At 72.6% G+C, this 21,451-nt stretch carries 22 protein-coding genes and 3 pseudogenes; 18 read left to right on the top strand and 7 right to left on the bottom strand.

What is annotated here, in order from left to right:
• Nucleotides 1-9: 9 nt before the first annotated feature.
• Complete coding sequence (locus tag QUE40_RS15730; RefSeq protein ID WP_289231542.1) at nucleotides 10-1,482, bottom strand: flavin-containing monooxygenase; 1,473 nt, start codon at nucleotides 1,480-1,482, stop codon at nucleotides 10-12.
• 10 nt (nucleotides 1,483-1,492) lie between these two features.
• A complete protein-coding gene (locus QUE40_RS15725) occupies nucleotides 1,493-2,293 on the bottom strand; it encodes an exodeoxyribonuclease III (protein WP_289231541.1) in 801 nt (266 codons plus the stop codon).
• Nucleotides 2,294-2,366: 73 nt separating this feature from the next.
• Between QUE40_RS15725 and QUE40_RS15720 the strand changes: the two genes are divergently transcribed.
• The 13 genes and pseudogenes from QUE40_RS15720 to QUE40_RS15665 form a co-directional block, all read left to right on the top strand.
• Nucleotides 2,367-3,140 carry an SDR family NAD(P)-dependent oxidoreductase gene (locus QUE40_RS15720; RefSeq protein WP_289231540.1) on the top strand — a complete coding sequence of 258 codons (774 nt, stop codon included), beginning with the start codon at nucleotides 2,367-2,369 and terminating at the stop codon, nucleotides 3,138-3,140.
• Nucleotides 3,141-3,153: 13 nt separating this feature from the next.
• Nucleotides 3,154-3,696, top strand: coding sequence for an orotate phosphoribosyltransferase (gene pyrE / locus QUE40_RS15715; protein WP_142006828.1), 543 nt, complete (start codon nucleotides 3,154-3,156; stop codon nucleotides 3,694-3,696).
• A 138-nt stretch (nucleotides 3,697-3,834) separates the two neighbouring features.
• Complete coding sequence (locus QUE40_RS15710) at nucleotides 3,835-4,458, top strand: hypothetical protein (RefSeq protein WP_289231539.1); 624 nt, start codon at nucleotides 3,835-3,837, stop codon at nucleotides 4,456-4,458.
• Nucleotides 4,459-4,866: 408 nt separating this feature from the next.
• Entirely contained in the window at nucleotides 4,867-5,784 is a 918-nt protein-coding gene (locus QUE40_RS15705) for a transporter substrate-binding domain-containing protein (RefSeq protein ID WP_289231538.1), read from the top strand.
• Between the two features lie 173 nt (nucleotides 5,785-5,957).
• Nucleotides 5,958-6,341: a helix-turn-helix transcriptional regulator gene (locus QUE40_RS15700; RefSeq protein WP_289231537.1), complete on the top strand. Its 384-nt coding sequence runs from the start codon at nucleotides 5,958-5,960 to the stop codon at nucleotides 6,339-6,341.
• A complete protein-coding gene (locus QUE40_RS15695) occupies nucleotides 6,269-6,904 on the top strand; it encodes a helix-turn-helix transcriptional regulator (RefSeq protein ID WP_289233105.1) in 636 nt (211 codons plus the stop codon). The genes QUE40_RS15700 and QUE40_RS15695 overlap by 73 nt, the downstream gene beginning before the upstream one ends.
• A 65-nt stretch (nucleotides 6,905-6,969) precedes the next feature.
• Nucleotides 6,970-7,620: a 4a-hydroxytetrahydrobiopterin dehydratase gene (locus QUE40_RS15690; RefSeq protein WP_289231536.1), complete on the top strand. Its 651-nt coding sequence runs from the start codon at nucleotides 6,970-6,972 to the stop codon at nucleotides 7,618-7,620.
• Nucleotides 7,621-7,790: 170 nt separating this feature from the next.
• A pseudogene (locus QUE40_RS15685) lies at nucleotides 7,791-8,473 on the top strand (TrmH family RNA methyltransferase).
• 11 nt (nucleotides 8,474-8,484) lie between these two features.
• Nucleotides 8,485-9,954, top strand: a complete 1,470-nt coding sequence (locus QUE40_RS15680) for an alanine/glycine:cation symporter family protein (protein ID WP_289231534.1) — start codon at nucleotides 8,485-8,487, stop codon at nucleotides 9,952-9,954.
• An 82-nt stretch (nucleotides 9,955-10,036) separates the two neighbouring features.
• The gene (locus tag QUE40_RS15675; protein ID WP_289231533.1) at nucleotides 10,037-10,942 is read left to right on the top strand and encodes an SDR family oxidoreductase; all 906 of its coding nucleotides are present in this window, start codon (nucleotides 10,037-10,039) and stop codon (nucleotides 10,940-10,942) included.
• A 141-nt stretch (nucleotides 10,943-11,083) separates the two neighbouring features.
• Nucleotides 11,084-12,112 (top strand): class II fructose-bisphosphate aldolase, encoded by a 1,029-nt coding sequence (fbaA, locus tag QUE40_RS15670; protein WP_289231532.1) that lies wholly within the window; start codon nucleotides 11,084-11,086, stop codon nucleotides 12,110-12,112.
• Nucleotides 12,113-12,115: 3 nt separating this feature from the next.
• Nucleotides 12,116-12,736, top strand: a pseudogene (locus QUE40_RS19455) (LacI family DNA-binding transcriptional regulator); the annotation flags it as partial.
• 29 nt (nucleotides 12,737-12,765) lie between these two features.
• Nucleotides 12,766-13,134: pseudogene (locus QUE40_RS15665) on the top strand (substrate-binding domain-containing protein); the annotation flags it as partial.
• Here QUE40_RS15665 and QUE40_RS15660 read toward each other — a convergent pair.
• From QUE40_RS15660 to QUE40_RS15640, 5 genes are all read right to left on the bottom strand, one after another.
• Nucleotides 13,058-13,888, bottom strand: coding sequence for a glycoside hydrolase family protein (locus QUE40_RS15660; RefSeq protein WP_289231531.1), 831 nt, complete (start codon nucleotides 13,886-13,888; stop codon nucleotides 13,058-13,060). The pseudogene QUE40_RS15665 and the gene QUE40_RS15660 sit on opposite strands and share 77 nt — an antisense overlap.
• Complete coding sequence (locus QUE40_RS15655) at nucleotides 13,857-14,357, bottom strand: glycoside hydrolase family 32 protein (RefSeq protein WP_289231530.1); 501 nt, start codon at nucleotides 14,355-14,357, stop codon at nucleotides 13,857-13,859. Before QUE40_RS15655 ends, QUE40_RS15660 begins: the two co-directional genes overlap by 32 nt.
• Nucleotides 14,358-14,421: 64 nt before the next feature.
• On the bottom strand, nucleotides 14,422-15,249 hold the full coding sequence (locus QUE40_RS15650; protein WP_142006806.1) for a carbohydrate ABC transporter permease: 828 nt from the start codon (nucleotides 15,247-15,249) through the stop codon (nucleotides 14,422-14,424).
• Between the two features lie 11 nt (nucleotides 15,250-15,260).
• A complete protein-coding gene (locus tag QUE40_RS15645; RefSeq protein WP_211344606.1) occupies nucleotides 15,261-16,217 on the bottom strand; it encodes a carbohydrate ABC transporter permease in 957 nt (318 codons plus the stop codon).
• Complete coding sequence (locus QUE40_RS15640; RefSeq protein WP_142006804.1) at nucleotides 16,214-17,611, bottom strand: ABC transporter substrate-binding protein; 1,398 nt, start codon at nucleotides 17,609-17,611, stop codon at nucleotides 16,214-16,216. Before QUE40_RS15640 ends, QUE40_RS15645 begins: the two co-directional genes overlap by 4 nt.
• A 165-nt stretch (nucleotides 17,612-17,776) precedes the next feature.
• Here QUE40_RS15640 and QUE40_RS15635 point away from each other — a divergent pair, with 165 nt between their 5' ends.
• The 5 genes from QUE40_RS15635 to QUE40_RS15615 are packed head-to-tail and all read left to right on the top strand — an operon-like array spanning nucleotide 17,777 to nucleotide 21,418.
• On the top strand, nucleotides 17,777-18,184 hold the full coding sequence (locus QUE40_RS15635) for a DUF3151 domain-containing protein (protein WP_289231529.1): 408 nt from the start codon (nucleotides 17,777-17,779) through the stop codon (nucleotides 18,182-18,184).
• Between the two features lie 38 nt (nucleotides 18,185-18,222).
• The gene (locus QUE40_RS15630; RefSeq protein ID WP_142006800.1) at nucleotides 18,223-19,188 is read left to right on the top strand and encodes a helix-turn-helix domain-containing protein; all 966 of its coding nucleotides are present in this window, start codon (nucleotides 18,223-18,225) and stop codon (nucleotides 19,186-19,188) included.
• Nucleotides 19,189-19,232: 44 nt separating this feature from the next.
• A complete protein-coding gene (locus QUE40_RS15625) occupies nucleotides 19,233-20,534 on the top strand; it encodes an adenylosuccinate synthase (protein WP_142006798.1) in 1,302 nt (433 codons plus the stop codon).
• Between the two features lie 15 nt (nucleotides 20,535-20,549).
• On the top strand, nucleotides 20,550-20,993 hold the full coding sequence (locus tag QUE40_RS15620; RefSeq protein ID WP_289231528.1) for a DUF3592 domain-containing protein: 444 nt from the start codon (nucleotides 20,550-20,552) through the stop codon (nucleotides 20,991-20,993).
• Complete coding sequence (locus tag QUE40_RS15615; protein ID WP_289231527.1) at nucleotides 20,990-21,418, top strand: DUF3592 domain-containing protein; 429 nt, start codon at nucleotides 20,990-20,992, stop codon at nucleotides 21,416-21,418. The genes QUE40_RS15620 and QUE40_RS15615 overlap by 4 nt, the downstream gene beginning before the upstream one ends.
• Nucleotides 21,419-21,451 lie beyond the last annotated feature (33 nt).

The raw sequence follows: 21,451 nt of genomic DNA, 5'->3' as shown, positions 1-21,451 counted from the left end.
CGCCCCTGGTCAGCCGAAGGTGTAGTCGACCAGCTCGGGGCGGGTCAGTCGGCGCTCGTACTCCCGGACCGAGCCGGGCCAGAGCGTACGGTTGCGGCCGGCGTCGTCGAGATACCAGCTGTGGCAGCCGGACTCCCACACCGAACCCTCGCTGCGGCGGTCGATCTCGGCCATGAAGCCCGGCACGACCTCGGGGCGCACCTGCACCGCGCGGGCGCCGCGCCGGTCGCGCTCGTCGAGCAGCCGCATCGTGAGCGCGACCTGGGCCTCGAGCATCAGCAGCACGGAGGTGTGTCCGAGCAGGGTGTTCGGGCCGAGCAGCACGAACAGGTTGGGGAAGGCCGGCACCGTCACGCCGAGGTAGGTCTGCGCGTCGTGCGCGAACTCCTGCCCGAGCACCCGCCCGTCGAGGCCCGTCACGCCGAGGTAGCGGTAGGAGCCGATCGGGTCGAAACCTGTTGCCAGCACGAGGAAGTCGACCTCGTGCCGGGTGCCGTCGGCGGTGACGACCGCCCGCGGCTCGACGCGCTCGATGGCGTCGGTGGCCAGCGTGACGTCGGGCCGGGCCATCGCGGGGTAGTAGTCGTCGGACAGCAGGATGCGCTTGCAGCCCATCGTGTATCCGGGGGTGAGGCGCTCGCGCAGCGTCGGGTCGGAGACGGCCGCGGCGAGGTGGCGGCGGGCGCGCAGCTGCATGGCCCTGAGCAGGCCGGGGTGGTCGGTGAACGCGCGGCCGCGGGCGTCGTGCGTGGCCCGCAGCTGGGTGCGGTGGGCCCGCATGACCATCGGGTGCCGCTCGAAGCGGTCGATGGTTGCCTCGGAGTAGTCGGTGTTGTCGCGGGGCAGCACCCACGCCGGGGTGCGCTGGAAGACGGTGAGGTGCGCGGCGTCCTCGGCGAGCGGCGGGATGATCTGCACGCCGCTGGAGCCGGTGCCGATCACGCCGACGCGGCGCCCCTGCACGCTGAGCCCGCGGTCCCAGGTCGCGGTGTGCCGCAGCTCGCCCTCGAAGGTCTCCAGGCCGGGCAGGTCGGGGACGACCGGCTCGTGCAGCGCCCCGACCCCGAGCACCAGCGCCCTGGCCCGCAGCTGACGCAGCTCGCCCCAGGCGGACGCGACGGTGACGGTCCAGACGCCGGTGGCGGCGTCGTACCGCGCGTGCTGCACGGTGGCGTCGGTGCGCACGTGGGGGCGGAGGGCGTACTTCTCGACGCAGTAGAGCAGGTAGTCCTGGATCTCGTCGGCGTCGGCAAAAGTCTTGGACCAGTAGGGATTCGGCTCGAACGAGAACGAGTAGAGGTGCGCGGGCACGTCGCACGCGCAGCCGGGGTAGCGGTTCTCCCGCCAGGTGCCGCCGATCTCGTCGGCCTTCTCGAGGATCAGGAAGTCACGTCCGGACGCCTTCAGCGCCACCCCCATCGCGATGCCCGCGAACCCGGCGCCGACGACGACGACGTCGTGCAGCTCATCGCCTTCGGTCATGGACGCGAGGCTAGCTCGCGGCGTCGGCCAGATCGACGAGGACCGGCGCGTGGTCGGACGCGCCCTTGCCCTTGCGCTCTTCGCGGTCGATCTGCGCGCCGGTGACCCGGGCCGCCAGCGCGGGGCTGCCGAGGGCGAAGTCGATGCGCATGCCGCGCCGCTTCTGGAACGACAGCTGGGTGTAGTCCCAGTAGGTGTAGACCCCCGGCCCCGGTGTGTGCGCCCTCGTCAGGTCGGCGAACCCGGCGTCGACCACCGCGCGGAACGCCGCGCGCTCGGGCTCGCTGGTGTGGGTCTTGTCGGCGAAATGGGCCACGCTCCAGACGTCCTCGTCCAGCGGCGCGATGTTCCAGTCGCCGGCCAGCATGATCTGCGCCTGCGGGTCGTCGGCCAGCCAGCCCGCGGCGGTGTCGCGCAGGTGGGTCAGCCAGTCGAGCTTGTACGCGTAGTGCGGGTGGTCCAGCTCGCGCCCGTTGGGGACGTAGAGCGACCAGACGCGCACCCCGCCGCAGGTCGCGCCGATCGCCCGCGCCTCGGCCGCCGCCGGGTCGCCCCAGTCGGGCATGCCGGCGAAACCGCGCTCGACGTCGTCGATGCCGACCCGGGAGACGATCGCCACGCCGTTCCACTGGTTCAGGCCGTAGTGGGCGATGTCGTAACCGGCGTCGGCCAGCGGCTGGGTCGGCAGCTGGTCGTCGCGGCACTTGGTCTCCTGCACCAGCAGCACGTCGAGGTCGTGCCGCTCGAGCACCCCCACGACGCGGTCGATGCGGCTGCGGATGGAGTTGACGTTCCAGGTCGCGATGCGCACGGGGTGCACCATAGGCGGGTCGTCTGACACGCATCCTTACCGGGCGGTAGGTCCATGTGCGAGACTCGCGGCCATGACGACGGCGATGGTGACCGGCGCGAGCTCCGGCATCGGCAAGACCTTCTGCGAGCAGCTGGCGGCGCGGGGTGACGACCTCGTGGTGGTCGCCCGCGACGAGGCGCGCCTGGGTGCGCTGCGCGACGAGCTGCAGACGGCGTACGGCATCACGGTGGAGGTGCTGGCCGCCGACCTCATCGACCGCGAGCAGCTCGGCCGGGTCGCCGAGCGGCTCTCCGACCCCTCCCGGCCGATCGACGTGCTCGTCAACAACGCGGGCTTCGGTCTGCGGAAGTCGTTCCTGCGCAACGAGATCGGCGACGAGGAGCGGATGCTCGACCTGCTCGTGCGCGCGCCGGTGGTGCTCAGCCACGCGGCCGCCCGCGCGATGCGCGACCGCGGGCGCGGCACGATCATCAACGTCTCGTCGGTCGCGGGCGGGCTGTCGTCGGGGACGTACGCCGCCGCCAAGTCCTATCTCACGTCCTTCTCCCAGGGGCTGGCCTCGGAGCTGCAGGGGAGCGGGGTGCAGGTGACCGCGCTGCTGCCGGGCTTCACCCGCACCGAGTTCCACGACCGCGCCGGCATCGACGGCGCGGCGATCCCGAAGGCGATGTGGCTGAGCGCCGACAAGCTCGTGCGCGACGCGCTCACCGACGTCGACAAGGGGCGCACCCTGTCCGTGCCGGGCGCGCAGTACAAGGTCATCGTGCCGCTGCTGCGGATCGCGCCGCGCTCGCTGCTGCGCCGCCAGGGCATCGTCGCCCGGCACCGGCCGAACCGGACCTGAGACACTGGCCGGCGTGACCGACCGCGACACGCTGCTGCAGATCATCAAGGACGACGCGATCGTGCGGGGCGAGGTGACGCTGTCCTCGGGCGCGAAGGCCGACGTCTACGTCGACCTGCGGCGCGTCACGCTCTCCGGGGCGGCGGCCCCGCTGGTCGGCCGGGTGATGCGCGAGCTGACCGCCGACCTGGAGTACGACGCCGTGGGCGGGCTCACCATGGGCGCCGACCCCGTGGCCACCGCGATGCTGCACGCCGCGGCGGCCGACGGGCAGGCGCTCGACGCGTTCGTCGTGCGCAAGGCCGGCAAGGCGCACGGTCTGCAGCGGCGCATCGAGGGCCCGTCGATCTCCGGCCGGCGCGTGCTGGTCGTCGAGGACACGAGCACCACGGGTGGGTCGGCGCTGGAGGCCGTCGCCGCGTGCCGCGAGGACGGGGCCGAGGTCGTCGGGGTCGCCGTGATCGCCGACCGCGCCACCGGCGCACGCGAGAAGGTCGAGGAGCAGGTGCCGACCTACCTCGCGGCGTACGGCCTCGCCGACCTCGGCCTGGCCTGACGCCCCCACCGGTCGGCGCCCGCCCCCGCCGGTTGGCTCGGCGAGAGAACTCTCTCCGGGGTTCCCCTGCGCGCGGCCGGCGCGCCAGCCTGAGGTCAGCGCGTCAGGGGCGCGCGACCACTGACAAGGGGAACCACGATGAAGGCTCGAACCAGCACCAGGACCCGACTCGTCCGCGGCGCAGCGGCGACCGCCACGGCAGCCGTCCTCGCCGGCGGCGTCGTCGCCACCAGCGCCTCGGCCGACGGCAGCTCCGACGGCGGCAGCACCGAGAACGCCTACACCATCCCGAACTACGCCTCGGCGAGGGTGGCGGGCATGCCGCAGCAGTACGACAGCGGCCAGTACGCCAACATGCCCGCCGTCACCGGCGCGATGGCCTGCGACCCGGGCAACCCGGACGGCATCAGCCCGGTGGCCGGCCGGCAGTGGGCGTACTACTCCGGCGACGGCTCGCTCGGCTCGCGCAACGCCAGCGTCACCGTGACCGGCTGGACGAGCGGCGCCAAGGCGCTCAACGCGATCACCACCGACGGCACGCAGTGCACCCTGCAGGAAGGGTGGCGCCAGGTCGACTCGACCCGGTTCAGCCGGACGCTGACCAACGGCACGGAGTACGCCGTCGTCACCCGGGTGAACAACGTCCTCGTCGCCGTGGTCGCCGGCGACCAGGGCAGCCCGGCCGCCAACAAGCGGGTGGCGCTGGGCGAGGCCGCCAAGGTCACCGGCCGGGTGGTGCTGAACTACCCGCCGGCCGCCTGAGGCGACCACTGACCGAGACGCCGGAGATATTTCCGGCAGCCGGTGCAACCCCTGGCGGGGTCAGTGCGTCTCTACGGGTGCAACACCAGCACGGCCCAGGGGGTCGGCGCGAGGGGCTGGGCGACTGGAGGGGGCCCAGCCCCTCGCCACGTCCCCGCCGCTCGTCCGGGCGTCGCTTCGTCCGGGCGTTCCTCGCGCCGCCGGGTTCCCGCACCGCCACGACCCGCGGGAGGACTACCCGTTCGCCAGGTCCACCGGGGAGACCTGTCGGACGGGTAGTCACCGCCGGCCCGGAGCCACGCCCAGCTCGCGGCTGCCGGCCGGGCTCGCGCCGCCGGCCGGGTTCGACGAGCCCACCCGAGCGTGTGCATCACGAGACGTCGAGCCACGCGGGCTAAGGTCGCACCCATGACGACGGCAGGCCGCGCGGTGCGCACTCTCGCGGCCGGATCGGTGGCCCTGCTGCTGGCGGCCTGCACGACCACCTCGAGCAGCACCGGCACCAGCTCCTCCAGCACCCGCACGGCTGCCGTCTGCGGAGGGCAGCAGCTGAAGACCATCAACCCGGGCACGCTCACGGTCGCGACCTTCGACCCGGCGTACGCCCCGTGGTTCGTCGGCAACGAGCCCGGCAACGGCCAGGGGTTCGAGTCCGCGCTCGCCTTCCGCATCGGTCAGCAGCTCGGCTTCGACCCGCGCGACGTGCGCTGGAAGCGGGTGCCGTTCGGGCAGATCGTCGGCAGCGGCGAGAAGCCGTTCGACCTGGCGCTCGCGGAGGTGTCGATCACGCCCCAGCGCACCCAGGTCGTCGACATGTCGGTCAGCTACGCCGAAGTACGCCACGCGCTGCTGACGTACGAAGGCAGCCCGATCGACGGGGGCACCACCGAGGCCGAGCTGCGCTCGGCCAGGCTCGGCGCGTCGGAGCAGACGACCTCGCTCGCCGCGATCCAGCAGGTGCTGAAGCCCACGACCCCGGCCGTCGCCTACCCGAGCATCGCCAAGGCGGGCGAGGCGCTCGGCGCCAAGCAGATCGACGGGGTCGTCGCCGACCTGCCGACCGCGACGTTCCTCGCCAACACCGTGCTCGACAACGGCGTGCTGGTCGGCCGGCTCGACCGGCCCCCGAGCGCATCGGCGCGGTGCTGCCCAAGGGCTCGTCGCTCACCAGCTGCGTCAACCAGGCCATCGGCAAGCTGCAGGACAACGGCACCCTCGGCCGGCTGCACACCCAGTGGCTGCCACAGCGCGACGCCGTGCCGGTGGTGCCGCCGCCCGCGCAGCCGTCGATGCCGGTCCCCGGGTCGACCGAGACCGAGTCGATGACCCCGGCGCCGGCCCCGACCGACTCTCCGTCCGGCTCCGCGCCGGGTGACGCGCCCGGCTCATCCCCGTCCGGCCCCGCACCCAGCGACGCGCCGCCGGCCGGGTCGGCCACCGCCGAGTCGGAGTCCTCCTAGCGGACAGCGGCTGTCCGCACGCGGGCGCACAATGGCGTCATGCCCGACACCACCGCGCGCGTGCTGCAGCTCCTCGGCCTGTTGCAGGCCCGCCCGGTATGGAGCGGCCCGGAGCTCGCCGCCCGCCTCGGGGTGACGACTCGCAGCGTGCGCCGCGACGTCGAGCGCCTGCGCCAGCTGGGCTACCCCGTGCACGCCTCGCACGGCGTCGGCGGCGGATATCAGCTCGGCGCCGGCAAGGCGCTCCCGCCGCTGCTGCTCGACACCGAGGAGGCCGTCGCGGTGGCCGTGTGCCTGCGCCTGGCCGCCGGCGGCACGGTCGCCGGGGTGGGGAGGCCGCCGTGCGCACCATGGCCAAGCTCGACCAGGTCCTGCCCGCGCCGCTGCGCGCCCAGGTCGCGGCGGTGCAGGACGCCACGGTGACGCTGGAGCTTCACCCCGTCGAGGTCGACCCCGAGGTGCTGCTCGTCCTGGCCCGCGCCATCCGCGAGTCGGTGCAGGCCCGGCTCGACTACGTCGCGCGCGACGGCACCGCGAGCGAGCGGCGCATCGAGCCCTATCACCTCGTCGCCACCGGCCGCCGGTGGTACCTCATGGCGTTCGACCTCGACCGCGACGACTGGCGCTCGTTCCGCATCGACCGCATCGGCGCGGCGCGCACCAGCACCTTCACCTTCAGCCCGCGCGAGTGCCCCGACCCCGAGGACTACATCCTGCGCTCGGTCGGCTCGGCCTGGCCGGCCAGCGCGAGCGTGCTCGTGCGCCTGCCGCTCGAGCAGGCCCGCACCGACATCGGCTCCTGGGCCGACCTGGAGGAGGTCGACGCCCAGACCACGCGGCTGCGCGCCGGCAGCGAGCGCATCGAGGACGTCGCGTGGTGGCTGCTGCGCCTGCCCGTGGAGTTCGAGGTGGAGGGACCCGACGAGCTGCGCCGGGCGTACGCCGATCTCGCCGCCCGCGCCACCCGCCTCGCGGCGGGTGGCTGAGCCGGACCGGTGAACGGTCGGTGAAGACCTGCCGCAGCCGGGCGCGCGAGCCCTAGGGTCGGAGCATGAGCTCCCAGAGCAGCGACGACCGTCCGGCGCTCGACCTGCCCGACTGGAACCGGGCCGGCACCGCGATCGTGGCGACCTTCTCCACCGACGACTTCGCCGCGGGCGTGCGGTTCGTGCAGGCCATCGGCGAGGCGGCCGACCGGGCGAACCACCACCCCGACGTCGACCTGCGCTTCGACCACGTGACGGTGCGCTCGGTCAGTCACGACGTCGGCAAGGTCACCGACCGAGACCTCGACCTCGCCCGCACGATCAGCGGCCTCGCGCGCGAGCAGGGCCTGTCCGCCCAGGGCGCGGCCGACCTGCGCTTCGCCGACGACGCCCCGGTGCCGCCCGGGTCGGTGCAGTTCTGGACCGCGGTCGCCGGCATCGAGCCCGGCGCCTCGGTCGACCTGTCCACCGACCACGAGACCGTCACCTTCACCGACGACGCGGGCCAGACCCGGTACCGCGTGAACGTGCCCACCGGCGACACCCCCTCCGGCGACCGCGTGCGCGCCGCCCTCGACGCCGGCGGCTCGCTGCTCGACGACAGCCGCGCCCCCGACTGGTGGCTGCTCGGCGACGGCGCCGGCAACCAGGCGCGGGTCTGCGACGCCACCGACGGCATCCCGCCCCTCGCCCAGGACCTCCCGCTGGCGCGTTAACCCTTTGTCCCGTCTCCTCCTCCGGCCGGGCTCGCAGGCTCACCCGGCCGGCATCGTCGACGAGACGCCGACGACCTCTGTCCCGTCTCCTCCTCCGGCCGGGCTCGCAGGCTCACCCGGCCGGCATCGTCGACGAGACGCGTGCCCGCCCTCCCCTACCCTCGACTGCCATGGAACAGGAGGTGGGCGTGGGGCCGTGGGAGGGGAGGCGCCCCGGCTGCCCGACGGGTCGCCCGACCCGCGCTTCGACCCCGAGCTGCTGCGCGCCGGCGACCGGCGCAACGTGGCCGACCACTACCGGTACTGGACCCACGAGGCGATCGTCGCCGACCTTGACTCGCGGCGGCACCCGTTCCACGTCGCGGTCGAGAACTGGCAGCACGACTTCAACATCGGCTCGATCATCCGCACCGCGAACGCGTTCAACGCCAAGGCTTTCCACATCGTCGGCCGCCGCCGGTGGAACCGCCGCGGCGCGATGGTGACCGACCGCTACCAGCACGAGCACCACCACTCGACCGCCGCCGACCTCGCCGACTGGGCCGCCCGCGAGGGCTCGCTGCCGCTCGTCGGCATCGACAACCTTCCGGGCTCGAAGCCGCTGGAGACGTATGACCTGCCCGCCGCGTGCGTGCTCGTGCTCGGCCAGGAGGGGCCTGGCCTGAGCGAGCCGATGCGCGAGGCGTGCGAGGTGGTGCTGCACATCGGGCAGTTCGGCTCGACCCGGTCGATCAACGCCGGCGCCGCGGGGGCGATCGCGATGCACGCGTGGGTGCGTCGGCACGTGTTCGGCCAGGTGCCGGATCGAGAAGGTTTCGGCCCCGGCGCTCCGCGGCCGACCGATCGCTTGTAGCGTCTCGCGGCATGGACGACGTCCAGACATTCATCGCCGACAACGGCGACCTCTTCTGGAGCTGGATCGTGCTGCCCGTCGTGGTGGTGCTCGGTCTCTACTTCACGATCCGCACCAGCGTGGTGCAGGTGCGCCTGCTGCCGGCGATGCTGCGCACCCTGCGCGACCCCACCCCGCGCAACGCGCAGGGCGAGGCCCAGTCGATCTCGGCGTTCCAGGCGTTCACCGTCTCGGCCGCCTCGCGCGTCGGCGTCGGCAACATCGCCGGCGTCGGCACCGCCATCACCCTCGGCGGCCCGGGCGCGGTCTTCTGGATGTGGCTGATGGCCACGATCGGTGGCGCGTCCAGCTTCGTGGAGTCGACCCTCGGGCAGCTCTACAAGGTGCGTGACAAGGACGGCTACCGCGGTGGCCCGGCCTACTACATGCAGTACGGCCTCGGCCGGCGCTGGGTGGGCATCCTGTTCGCGATCATCCTGCTGATCTGCTTCCCGCTGGCGTTCTCCTCGCTGCAGGCCAACACCATCTCCGGCACGCTGAGCTCGACCTCCGGCTACGAGGGGTCCGGCCTCGGTTGGGGCGTCGGCATCGCGCTCGCGGTGCTCACCGGCCTCGTCGTCTTCGGCGGCATCCGCCGCATCGCCCACGTGACCCAGGCGGTCGTGCCCGTCATGGCGCTGCTCTACCTGGCCGTCGGCCTGGTCATCGTGATCCAGAACATCGGCAACGTCCCGCAGATGATCAGCGACATCGTCAGCGACGCCTTCACCGCCAACTCGGTGACCGGCGCGGCGGTCGGCACGGTCATCCTCGCCGGCGTCAAGCGCGGCATGTTCTCCAACGAGGCGGGTCTGGGCTCGGCGCCCAACGCCGGCGCGAGCGCCGCCGTGACCCACCCGGTGAAGCAGGGTCTGGTGCAGACCCTGGGCGTCTACTTCGACACGCTCATCGTCTGCTCGATCACCGCCTTCATCATCCTGTCCTCCGAGCAGGACTACGGCGCCGCGAGCGCGGGCATCGACCTGACGTACGGCGCGGTCACCCAGGGTCTCGGCGACTGGGCCGGCTGGCTGCTCGCGATGATCGTCTTCCTGCTCGCGTTCAGCTCGATCATCGGCAACTACTACTACGGCGAGTCGAACCTGGAGTTCATCAAGAACGACCGCACGCTGCTCGCGGCGTTCCGGGCGGTCGCGTGCCTCGCGGTGCTCGTCGGCGCGGTGCTCTCGGCCGACGTCGTGTGGGCGTTCGCCGACGCGATCATGGGCGCGATGGCGCTGGTCAACCTGATCTCGATCGCGTTGCTGTCGGCGGTGGCCTTCCGGCTGCTCAAGCACTACCAGCAGCAGCGCTCCTCGGGCGTCGACCCGGTGTTCGTGCAGGGCGACGTGCCGGTGCCGGGCTACGTCGAGACCTGGCGCAACCGAGCCGAGGTCGTCGGCCCGGGCAAGCCGGAGGACGAGGCGATCTCCCGCCCCTGAGTGGGTACCGCCCGCGGCCGGACCCGACCTAGCGTGACGACGCAAGACCTACCCGTCTGATCGCGAAGGAGCGAGTCCACCCATGTCCGTCCGCAAGCCCGATGTCGTCAAGAACGCCGAGGAGCGGGTCAACAGCGAGGGCGGTTTCCCCGCCCAGCAGCAGGAGCCGCCCGGCAGCACGACCGCGATGGACCCGGTGCCCGACCACGGCGAGTCGTCCTACGAGGGCCACGGCAAGCTCGAGGGCATGGTCGCCCTGATCACCGGCGGCGACAGCGGCATCGGCCGCGCGGTCGCGATCGCGTACGCCCGCGAGGGCGCCGACGTGGCGCTGTCGTACATGCCGGAGGAGCAGGACGACGCCGAGGACACCGCCGGCTGGGTCGAGAAGGCCGGCCGTCGCGTGCTGCTGCTGCCCGGCGACCTGCGCGAGGAGAAGTACGCCCGCTCGCTGCCGCAGCGGACCGTCGACGAGCTCGGCGGGCTCGACGTCGTCGTCAACAACGCGGCGTTCCAGTACGCCCGCGACGAGGAGTTCGAGCAGGTCGCCACCGACCGCATCGACCGCACGTTCACCACCAACCTCACGGCGATGTTCTGGATCACCCAGGAGTCGCTGCCGCACCTCGGCGAGCGCTCGAGCATCATCAACACCAGCTCGATCCAGGCGTTCGAGCCGTCCGACACGCTCATCGACTACGCCGCGACCAAGGCCGCGATCAACAACTTCACGGTCAACATGGCGGCCCACCTCGGCGAGCGCGGCATCCGCGTCAACGCCGTCTGCCCCGGCCCCATCTGGACGCCGCTGCAGCCGGCGACCCAGGAGGCCGAGAAGCTGGAGCAGTTCGGCGGGGACACGCCCCTCGGCCGGGCGGGCCAGCCCGCGGAGTGCGCCCCGGCGTACGTCTTCCTCGCCTCGCCCGCCGACGCGAGCTACGTCTCGGGCACGGTGCTGGGCGTGACCGGCGGCAAGCCGATCTTCTGATCGCCGACGACCTCCCGAATGCGCGGGGCGGACAGGGATTCCTGTCCGCCCCGCGCTTTGTCGGGTGTCGCGCGGGTCCTGCCCGCGCGCGTGGAAGACTGAGCCCGACGACCGACCGTCACGACCCCTGAGGAAGGTGCCATGCCGATCGCCACGCCCGAGGCGTACGCCGAGATGCTCGACCGTGCCAAGAAGGACGGCTTCGCCTACCCGGCCATCAACGTCAGCAGCAGCCAGACGCTCAACGCCGCGATCCGCGGGTTCGCCGAGGCCGAGAGCGACGGCATCATCCAGGTGTCGACCGGCGGCGCGGAGTACTGGTCCGGCCCGACGGTCAAGGACATGGTGGCGGGCTCGCTCGGGCTGGCCGCGTTCGCCGAGCAGGTCGCGAAGAGCTACGACATCAACATCGCGCTGCACACCGACCACTGCCCCAAGGACAAGCTCGACGGCTTCGTCCGGCCGCTGCTGGCCGCCTCGACCGAGCGGGTGAAGAACGGCGGGCTGCCCTACTTCCAGTCGCACATGTGGGACGGCTCCGCGGTGCCGCTGGAGGAGAACCTGCAGATCGCCGAGGAGCTGCTCGGCCTCGCGAAGGCCGCGAACGTGATCCTGGAGATCGAGGTGGGTGTCGTCGGCGGCGAGGAGGACGGCGTCGCCAACGAGATCAACGACCAGCTCTACACCACCCCCGAGGACGCGATCGCCACGATCAAGGCGCTCGGCTCGGGCGAGGACGGCCGCTACCTCACGGCGCTGACCTTCGGCAACGTGCACGGCGTCTACAAGCCGGGCAACGTCAAGCTGCGCCCGGAGATCCTCAAGGCCGCCCAGGAGGCCGCGGCCAAGGAGCTCGGCCAGGGCGCGAGCGACCGCCCGTTCGACCTGGTCTTCCACGGCGGGTCGGGCTCGACCGCCGAGGAGATCAAGGAGGCGGTGTCCTACGGCGTCGTGAAGATGAACGTCGACACCGACACCCAGTACGCCTTCACCCGCCCGGTCGCCGGCTTCATGCTCACCAACTACGAGGGCGTGCTCAAGGTCGACGGCGAGGTCGGCAACAAGAAGCAGTACGACCCGCGCACCTGGGGCAAGGAGGCCGAGGCCGGCATGGCGGCCCGCGTCGTGGAGGCGTGCCAGCACCTCGGCTCGGCCGGCACCAAGATCTGACGCGTGGCGAGGCGGGAGGCGACCGCGGCTGACGTCGCGAAGAAGGCGGGCGTCTCCCGCACCGCCGTGTCCTTCGTCCTCAACGACAAGGACGCCGGCAACATCGCGCCGGCCACGCGCGAGCGCATCCTCGCGGCGGCGCAGGAGCTCGGCTACGTCCCGCACCCGGTCGCGCGCAGCCTGCGCACCCAGCGCACCCAGATGGTCGGCCTGATCACCGACGCCATCGCGACCAGCCCGTTCGCCGGACAGCTGCTCGGCGGGGCGGCCGACCGGGCGCGCGAGCGCGGCCACCTGGTGGCGGTCTTCGACAGCCAGGAGCGGCCGGCCCTCGAGGCGCAGGCCGCCGAGGAGCTGCGCTACCGCCGGGTCGACGGGCTCCTCTACGCGGCGATGTCGCTGCGCGAGGTCGGCGAGGTGCCCGGCGTCGGGCTGCCGACCGTGCTGGCCAACTGCTACGACGCCGACGACGCGCACCCGTCGGTGGCTCCCGACGAGGTGCGCGCGGGCGAGACGGTGGCCGACTTCCTGGTCGGGATGGGGCACCGTGACGTCGGCGTGCTGATCAGCGACCTGGTGGTCGCCGGCACCCTGCGGCTGCAGGGGCTGCGGGCGGGCCTGGCGCGAGAGTCGTTGCAGCCCAAGGTGATCGAGCACCTCGACGACGGCTGGACCATCGACGCGGGATATGCGGCGACGATGCGCGTCCTGCAGGGCGAGGACCCCCGACCGCGCTGTTCTGCGTCAACGACCGCGTCGCGGCCGGGGCGGTGCTGGCCGCCACCCGGCTCGGGCTCGACGTGCCCGGCGACCTGTCGGTCATGGGCTTCGACGACCAGGAGGAGCTGGCCGCCAACTTCGTGCCCGGCCTCACCACGATGGCGCTGCCGCACCGCGCGATGGGCGAGGTCGCGATGGACCGGCTGCTCGACGCCGTCGAGGGGATCAGCGACCCCGGGCCGCGCCGGCTGCTCCTGGAGTCGCCGCTGGTGCAGCGGGAGTCGGTGGGACCACCTCGGTGATCGTTGCGCCGGCGCCGGTGATGCCCGTGGCGCGGAGCCGCCAGCCGGCGGTGCCCGGCTGCCGGACCGTCACCGGGGGCAGCGTCTCGCGATAGACCTCCACCACGTCGGCGTCGACCCAGACCTCGAATCCCGTTGCGCCCACATGGATCTCGACGTCGCCCTCGGCGCCGCGCAGGGTCAGCGCAGCGGTCGGTTCGGTGCCCGCGCCGGTCACCCGCGCCACGAGCGGCAGGTCGACCCCGGCCGCGAGCTGCGCGCCGGTGACGGGGGTGCTCGGCTGCCCACCGACGTATGCCCGGAGCCGGTCGTCGACCCGGCTCACCACCGCGTCGCCCACCAGGTGCAGCCGCCGCGGCAGCGTGAGGCAGCCGCTCACCGCGGGCGCCGGGGCGTCGGGCCGGCCGACGTCGAGCACCCAGCCGTGCAGCCACGGGCCGTCCGGGTCGAGCGCGACCTGCGGCGCGTAGCAGCTCGGACCCTCGTCGAGCAGCCCGGCGACGGCCGGCTCGAACCGCGGCAGCCCGTCGCCGTTCGCGGCGTCGGTCAGGTCGCCGACGAGGAGGCCGACGGTGGACAGCCGCCCCTCGAGCTGCAGCGACAGCACCAGCACCGACCGTCCGCCGAGCTCGACCAGCTGCGGGCACTCCCAGAAGTCGGACTCGGGAAGCGTTGCGGCCACAGGGTTCTCGCCGGTCAGCCAGACGCCTTCGTAGTGCCAGTCACGCGGGTCGTCGCAGCTGAACAGCAGCACCGCGGGGTCGCGCGGCCGACGCGCGCACCCAGCAGCGCGAACCGTCGCCCCGCCCGCTCGAAGCAGAACGGGTCACGCATCTGGGTGACGTCGGGGGAGTGGTGGCGACGACGTACGGCGGGGCCCAGGTGTCGAGGTCGTCGTCGAGCGCCTCGCGCACGACGACCGTGCTGGCGTGCGTGTCGTCGACCACCCCGCTGTACGCCATCGCGGGCCGATCGAGCCACGGCAGGAACACCCCGCTCCAGCACCCGGCCCGGTCCGGCCCTCCCGGTTCGGGCGCGAACGCCACCGGGTGCGGGTCCCAGCCGACGAGGTCGGCGGAGCTGACGTGCCCCCACGCGATGCGCTCGTGCACCGGCCGCTGCGGGTTGTGCTGGAAGAACACGTGCCACCGGCCGCCGTGGTGCACCATTCCGTTCGGGTCGTTCAGCCAGCCGTGGTCGGGGCGGATGTGCAGTGCTGGCAAGGGGTTTCGGGGCACGGTGTGCGGGGTCCTCTCGGAAAGGGGTGCGGTGCGGTGGCGCGGTCGGTCACCGGTTGCTGCCGGTGGTGAGGCCCTCGCGCAGCGACCGCTGCCCGAAGACGAAGACGAGCAGGGCGGGGATCATCGACAGCACGACGCCGGCGAGCACGGTCGCGACCGACCCGGTGCCCTTGTTGCCCTGCAGCGAGACCAGCCCGAGCGGCAGGGTGAAGTTCTCCTCGCTCACGGTCATGATCAGCGGCCGGAAGAACTCGTTCCAGTGGAAGTTGAACGCCAGGATCCCGACGATCGCGAGCCCGGGCGCGGCGAGCGGGGCGTAGATCGAGCGGAACGTGCGCCACGGCGACGCGCCGTCGATCGCTGCCGCCTCGCCGAGCTCGTGCGGCAGCGTCATGAAGTGCTGGCGCATGAGGAAGGTGCCGAACGCCGTCGGCAGCGCCGGCAGGATCAGCGCGAGCAGGGTGTCGGACAGGTTCATCCCGCGGATCAGCATGAAGACCGGCACGATCGTGACCTGCATCGGCACCATCATCGTCGCGAGGATGACCGAGAACAGCGCCCCGCGACCGCGGAAGGGCATCCGCGCGAAGACGTACCCCGCGAGGCCGGCGCTGACCATCTGGCCCAGCGCGATGAGGCCGGTGACCAGCACGCTGTTGAGGATGAGCAGCCACATGTCGATCTGCTCGAAGACGGCGCGGTAGGAGTCCAGGCTCAGACCGGAGAGGCTGAAGCTGCTGCCGAGGGCCTGGTCGGGCGGGCGCAGCGAGGTGAGCACGGTCCAGACGACCGGGCCGAGGGTGAGGGCCAGGGCGACGAGCAGGAAGGCGAGCTTGGGGACGGCCCGCAGGCGGGCGGTCGCGGCGGTGGTCATCGCGGTGCCTCTCAGGAGTAGAAGACGAATCGGCGGGAGAGGCGGAACTGCAGCGCGGTGACCGCCATGATCAGCACGGTCAGCACGACGCCGATGGCGCTGGCGCGGCCGAACTGCAGCTGCTGGAAGGCGTTCTCGTAGATCACCATCACGACGGTGCGGGTGGAGTCGCCGGGACCGCCGCGGGTGAGGACGTACGGCTGGTCGAAGATCTGCAGCGCCGCGATGATCGCCATGACCGACGCGACGAGCATCGTCGGCGACAGCAGCGGCAGGGTGATCTGGCGGAACTGCCGCCAGCCGGTCGCGCCGTCGATCGCGGCCGCCTCGTAGACGTCGCGCGGGATGGCCGCGAGGCCGCCGAGGAACAGCAGGAACGAGAAGCCGAAGTTCTGCCAGACGTAGACCAGGACCACGACGATCGGGGCGGCCCAGTCGGAGGTCAGCCACGGCACCGACGCGATGCCCAGGCTGTTCAGGGTGCGGTTGACGAGTCCGAAGTCCTGGTTGAACAGGTAGGCCATGACGATCGAGACCGACGAGGCCGACAGGATCAGCGGGAAGAAGAAGGCCGACCGGAAGACCGAGCGCAGCCAGCCCGGCATCCGCGACATCACCGCCACGGCGAGCACCAGCGCGACGGCCAGCTGCAGCGCGACGGCGACCACGACGAACAGCAGCGTGTTGCCGAAGGCGATGCGCAGCGTGGGGTCGGAGGCGAGCGAGGTGAAGTTGTCGAGGCCGACGAACTCGGGGTCGCTGATGATGTCCCAGCGGAAGAACGCCAGCAGCAGCGACGCGACGATCGGGACCAGGGTGAACAGGGTCAGGCCGATGACCGTGGGCGCGAGGAAGAGCGCGGTGAGCCACCGCGTCTGCCGGCGGGTGCGGTCGTCGGTCGGGGCGCCGGCCGAGGTCTCGGCCGCGACGACGTCCTCGGTGGGCGGGGGCGGGGCGATGGTGGTCACGGGGTGCTCCTCAGGGCGCGCTCGAGGTCGGCGTCGAGCCGGCGCAGGGTCGGCTCGACGTTGCGGGCCGAGCCGGTGACCGCGCCGACCGTGTGCTTGATGAGCGCGGTCTCGACGGCGGCCTGCTGCGGCGGCGCCGGGATCGGTCCGGTGGTGGGGAAGCGGTCGAGGGTGTCGTAGAAGACCTGCCAGTGGGCCGGCCCCTTGCCGCGGTAGAGCGCCTCGTCGACCATCGACCGGCGTACGGGCGTGGTGTTGGGCACCGGGAAGGCCAGGCGCATGCCTTCGCGGGAGGCGCAGAACTTGATCCACTCCCACGCCTGGTCCTTGCGCTGGGAGGTCTTCATCATCGCGTAGCCGGCGGCGCCGAACTGGTGGCGCTGGGTGCGCCAGCGCGGGAAGAACTGCACGTCGTAGGCGCTGCCGGGCATCTTGGCCTCGGCGAGACCCTCCACCCAGAATCCGCCGGCAGGCGTGAATCCCACTCCGCCAGAAGCGAACTGGCCGACCAGCTGGTTGCCGCCGCCCTGGGCCGGGCTCGACCCCAAGCCCTCGGCGACGACCCGGCGCAGGAACTCGTAGACCTCGGCGACCTTGGGGTCGAGGGCGTTCGACCCGCGCCACAGGTAGCCGCCGGAGCGCTGCGCGACGCCGGGGGAGCCGGCGTAGAAGCGGGACCACAGCCAGTCGCCGCCCGGCGCCTTCTCCTCGGTGAGGAAGCTGGTGCCGTTGGCGTACAGCCACGGCACGACCCCGCCCCACAGCCGGTTGGTCCAGTAGTACGGCACGAAGCCGCGGCCCCCGCGGGCGCGCATCGCGCGCAGCATCCGCAGGAAGTCCTCGTGGGTCCAGTCGTCCGGCGGCCGCTCCAGCCCGGCGCGACGCATGGCGGCGACGTTGAGGTACATGTTCGCCGCGTTGAAGTCGACCGGCAGCTGGAACAGGTGGCCGTCGTACATGAACGCCTCGATGAGCGAGGGGTGCACGTCGGAGAAGTAGTCGGCCATCTCGGCCGCGTCGCGCTGGACGTAGCGGTCCAGCGGCTCGGCCAGCCGGTCGGCGAACAGCTGGGTGCCCTCGGTCGCGACGACCACGACGTCGGGCGGGGTGCCGGCGGCGACCAGCGTGAGGATCTTGGCGAAGAAGTCGCTCCAGTCGGCGCCCTGGATCGCCTGCACGCTCACCGGGATGTCGGGGTGACGGCGCCGGAAGGCCTGGACGAGACCGGTGCGGGCCTCGGCGTCCTGCGCGGTGCCGAGCATCGCGACGCGCAGCTCGTCGTCGCCGCGGCCGGGGATGTCGCTGCCGGTGAGCCGTGGCCAGCCGGCGGTGAGCGCGGCGAGGGTGCCGGCTCCGGTGACGCCGAGCATCGTGCGGCGGGTGAGTTCGGACATGTCCGCTCCGAGGAGTTCGGGGACGGGGCCATGCGGGTGAGCCCCATCACGTAAATCGTGTTAGGTAGTGAACCGCCGCGCCGGTCGGCTGTCAACGGGTTCGCCGAAGATCGGGCCGCCCGGCCCGGGCGCGAGGGTGCGGGCGGGGCGGGGGAGGATGGGCCCATGGACCAGAACCTGCTGGGGATCCCGCCCACCGAGCTGCCCGAGGACCCGGCCGCCGCCGCGCTCGCCGAGGGTCGCGACCCGCGCTCCGTCGCCGCCGCCGCGCCCACCTCCTCGCTCGCCTGGGCGCAGCTCGCCGAGGACGCGCTCGCCGACGGACTCACCATCGAGGCGTACGCCTTCGCCCGCACCGGCTACCACCGCGGGCTCGACGCGCTCCGCCGCGCCGGCTGGAAGGGCCAGGGTCCGGTGCCGTGGGAGCACGAGCCCAACCGCGGCTTCCTGCGCGCGCTCGCCGTGCTGTCGAAGGCCGCCGGCGAGATCGGCGAGACCGACGAGCAGCAGCGCTGCGCCGACTTCCTGCGCTCGTCGTCGGCGACCGCCGCCCGCGAGCTCGGCATCGACTGACGCGCCAGCCCCCTCCTTCGGCGCCTACCCTGGGCCCCGTGTCCGGACGCTTGCAGGTGCTCGGGATCGGGCCCGAGAGTGAGGCGCTCTACCGCCAGGTGCTGCGCGCGCCGGGGCTGCCGCTGACGACGTACGCCAGCCGGCTCGGCTTCGCCGACTACGAGGCCGAGCGGGCGCTGGAGCAGCTGCGCGCCCGGCGGCTCGTGCGCAGCAACGACCTCGGCGAGCTGCAGGCCGACCACCCGCGCGCCTCGCTCGAGCGGGTGCTGAGCGCCGAGGAGGCCAAGCTCGCGACCCGGCGGCAGGACCTGGCCCGGCTGCGTGACGCCATCGACCAGTTCGCCGCCGACCACCGGGTCGGGCAGTCCACCGGCGACCTGCACGCCCCCGCGCGCGAACGGGTCGACGACGACGCGCTCACCTCGGTGCACGAGCACCTGGCCGCGAGCACCGACGGCCCGATCCGCATCGCCCACGAGCAGGTCGGCCCCGGCCCCGACGAGCTGCCCGCCGTGCGCCAGCTGCTCGAGGCGGGGCGCGAGCAGCGCGCGCTCTACCGCACCGACGTGCTGCCCGAGCAGGCCGCGGTGGTCGACGCCTGGGCGCGCCTCGGCGAGCAGCAGCGACTCACCGCGACGCTGCCGTCGGCGTTCGTCTGCTTCGGCGGCGAGGTGGCGCTCGCGAGCACCGAGTGGGGTCGCTCCGGCGGCGACCACGTCGTGCTGCGCGACCCGATGGTGGTCAGCGCGTTCGTCGAGCTCTTCGACCGGCTGTGGGGCGCCGCCGCGCCGGTGCAGCCGGTCTCCGGCGCCGACCAGCAGCTCGTCGAGCTGATGCGCCAGGGACTCAAGGACGAGGCCATCGCGCGGCTGCTCGGCATCTCGCTGCGGACCGTGCGCCGGCGCGTCGCCTCGCTCATGGACGACCACCAGGTCTCCACCCGGTTCCAGCTCGCGCTGCGCCTCGCCGAGCGCCGTGACGGTGGCCCTGCTTCCCCGGTCTGAGAGGATGCAGCACGGCCACCGACCGGAGACCTAAGGACAACCGAATGCCAGCGATCGTGCTCGTGGGCGCCCAGTGGGGCGACGAGGGCAAGGGCAAGGCGACCGACCTGCTCGGTGACCGCGTCGACTACGTCGTGAAGTTCAACGGCGGCAACAACGCCGGTCACACCGTGGTGGTCGACGGCGAGAAGTACGCCCTGCACCTGCTGCCCAGCGGCATCCTCAGCCCCGACGTCGTGCCGGTCATCGGCAACGGCGTGGTGGTCGACATCGGCGTGCTGTTCGAGGAGCTCGACGGTCTCGAGGCGCGCGGCGTCGACACCTCCCGGCTGCGGGTCAGCGCCAGCGCGCACGTGATCACCAGCTACCACACGACGATGGACAAGGTGACCGAGCGCTTCCTCGGCAAGCGCAAGATCGGCACCACCGGGCGCGGCATCGGCCCGGCCTACGCCGACAAGATGAACCGCGTCGGCATCCGCGTGCAGGACCTCTACGACGAGTCGATCCTGCGGCAGAAGGTCGAGGCCGCGCTCGACGTCAAGAACCAGATGCTGGTCAAGATGTACAACCGCCGCGCCATCGCCGCCGACGAGATCGTCGCCGAGCTGCGCGGCTATGCCGAGCGGCTGCGCCCGATGGTCGCCGACACCTCGCTGGAGCTCGGCGAGGCGCTGGACGCCGACAAGGTCGTGCTGTTCGAGGCCGGCCAGGCGACGCTGCTCGACGTCGACCACGGCACCTACCCCTACGTCACCTCCTCCAGCGCCACCTCCGGCGGCGCGTGCACCGGCTCGGGCGTGCCGCCCACCCGCATCGACCGGGTCATCGCGATCCTCAAGGCCTACTCCACCCGCGTCGGCGAGGGTCCGTTCCCGACCGAGCTGCACGACGACCTGGGCGAGTTCCTGCGCAAGACCGGCGGCGAGTACGGCGTGACGACCGGGCGACCCCGACGTACGGGCTGGCTCGACACCGTCGTCGGCCGCTACGCCACGCGGATCAACGGCACCACCGACTTCGTGCTCACCAAGCTCGACATCCTCGGCGGCCTCGAGAAGGTGCCGGTGTGCGTGGCGTACGACGTCGACGGGGTCCGGCACGACGAGATGCCGGTCAACCAGAGCGACTTCCACCACGCGCAGCCGATCTACGAGGAGCTCGACGGCTGGTGGGAGGACATCTCCGAGTGCCGCAGCTACGACGAGCTGCCCGAGAACGCCCGCCGATACGTCGAGTTCGTCGAGGAGCAGATCGGCGCACGCGTCTCGGTGATCGGCGTCGGGCCGGGCCGTGACGAGGTCATCGTGCGGCACGACCTGCTCGGCTCCGACGACCCGCGCTGACCGGGGAGGCACCCCGTGACAGTCGTCGGCGTGGCCTTCCTCGTGGTCGGTCTGATCTTCGTCGTGCTCGCGCCGCACACCCTCGTGCGCGACCTGCGGCGCAGCCGCCGCGCCGCCACCTGGCAGCCGGCGCAGGCGCTGGTGGAGGGCGTGCGCCAGGAGCGGCGCAGCACGTCCGGCACCGACGGCGGGTCCTCGAGCCACACCGTCCGGCTCATGACGTACGCCTGGGCCGACGCGAGCGGTCGGCGCTTCACCGAGGAGACCCAGATCGACGACGACGACATCGTCGAGCCGGGCCGGCCGGTGCAGATCTTCGTCGACCCCGACGACCCGTCGCGCAGCCAGTTCGGCCGGCCGAGCGCCGTGTCCTACGGCTGCGGCGTCGTCATGCTGCTGTTCCTGCTCGTGCTGGGGCTCGGGCTGGCCGGCATCGGCTGGATGCTGCTCGGCGTATGACCGTCGTCGCCGTGCTGCTGATCCTCTTCGGCCTGGGGTGGGCCGGGATGGGGACGGCCGCGGCGCGCCGCACGGCGCCCTACCGCGCCCGCGAGCGGTGGCCGCGCGTCACCGGGCTGGTGCTGGCGCTGGCCCAGGAGGAGGACCCCGAGCGGCCCGGCCGGGCCAAGCGGCTCCCCACGGTGACCTATCGCTACCGCGACGCGGCCGGGGTCGAGCACGAGGGCCGCGACGCCCTGGCGACCAACCAGTCGCTGGCCGCGGGCGACCCGATCGAGATCGAGGTCGACCCGACCGACCCGCGCCGCTCGCGCACCTACGCCCCGACGGTGGCGGTGGGGGCGATCTTCTGGGGCGGGGCGGTGTTCGCGGTGGGCGGGGTCGCCCTGCTCGGGCTCGGCCTCTGGCTGCTGCTGACCCGCTGATTCTTTCACCCGCAGGGAGGTGCTGAACGAGGT

Source organism: Barrientosiimonas endolithica, from assembly GCF_030296655.1.
In the GTDB taxonomy this organism is placed as follows: domain Bacteria; phylum Actinomycetota; class Actinomycetes; order Actinomycetales; family Dermatophilaceae; genus Barrientosiimonas; species Barrientosiimonas humi.
Note: the sequence above shows the minus strand (reverse complement) of the source record. Positions and strands in the feature narration are given on the sequence as shown.

Bases quoted from the DNA above. Each gene is read 5' to 3' on its own strand.
- QUE40_RS15700 (WP_289231537.1), top strand. From the start codon at position 5,958: ATGCCCGACACCACCGCGCGCGTGCTGCAGCTCCTCGGCCTGTTGCAG.
- QUE40_RS15625 (WP_142006798.1), top strand. From the start codon at position 19,233: ATGCCAGCGATCGTGCTCGTGGGCGCCCAGTGGGGCGACGAGGGCAAG.
- QUE40_RS15720 (WP_289231540.1), top strand. From the start codon at position 2,367: ATGACGACGGCGATGGTGACCGGCGCGAGCTCCGGCATCGGCAAGACC.
- fbaA (WP_289231532.1), top strand. From the start codon at position 11,084: ATGCCGATCGCCACGCCCGAGGCGTACGCCGAGATGCTCGACCGTGCC.
- QUE40_RS15615 (WP_289231527.1), top strand. From the start codon at position 20,990: ATGACCGTCGTCGCCGTGCTGCTGATCCTCTTCGGCCTGGGGTGGGCC.
- QUE40_RS15640 (WP_142006804.1), bottom strand. From the start codon at position 17,611: ATGTCCGAACTCACCCGCCGCACGATGCTCGGCGTCACCGGAGCCGGC.
- QUE40_RS15705 (WP_289231538.1), top strand. From the start codon at position 4,867: ATGACGACGGCAGGCCGCGCGGTGCGCACTCTCGCGGCCGGATCGGTG.
- QUE40_RS15730 (WP_289231542.1), bottom strand. From the start codon at position 1,482: ATGACCGAAGGCGATGAGCTGCACGACGTCGTCGTCGTCGGCGCCGGG.
- QUE40_RS15690 (WP_289231536.1), top strand. From the start codon at position 6,970: ATGAGCTCCCAGAGCAGCGACGACCGTCCGGCGCTCGACCTGCCCGAC.
- QUE40_RS15680 (WP_289231534.1), top strand. From the start codon at position 8,485: ATGGACGACGTCCAGACATTCATCGCCGACAACGGCGACCTCTTCTGG.
- QUE40_RS15635 (WP_289231529.1), top strand. From the start codon at position 17,777: ATGGACCAGAACCTGCTGGGGATCCCGCCCACCGAGCTGCCCGAGGAC.
- QUE40_RS15695 (WP_289233105.1), top strand. From the start codon at position 6,269: ATGGCCAAGCTCGACCAGGTCCTGCCCGCGCCGCTGCGCGCCCAGGTC.
- QUE40_RS15710 (WP_289231539.1), top strand. From the start codon at position 3,835: ATGAAGGCTCGAACCAGCACCAGGACCCGACTCGTCCGCGGCGCAGCG.
- QUE40_RS15650 (WP_142006806.1), bottom strand. From the start codon at position 15,249: ATGACCACCGCCGCGACCGCCCGCCTGCGGGCCGTCCCCAAGCTCGCC.
- QUE40_RS15675 (WP_289231533.1), top strand. From the start codon at position 10,037: ATGTCCGTCCGCAAGCCCGATGTCGTCAAGAACGCCGAGGAGCGGGTC.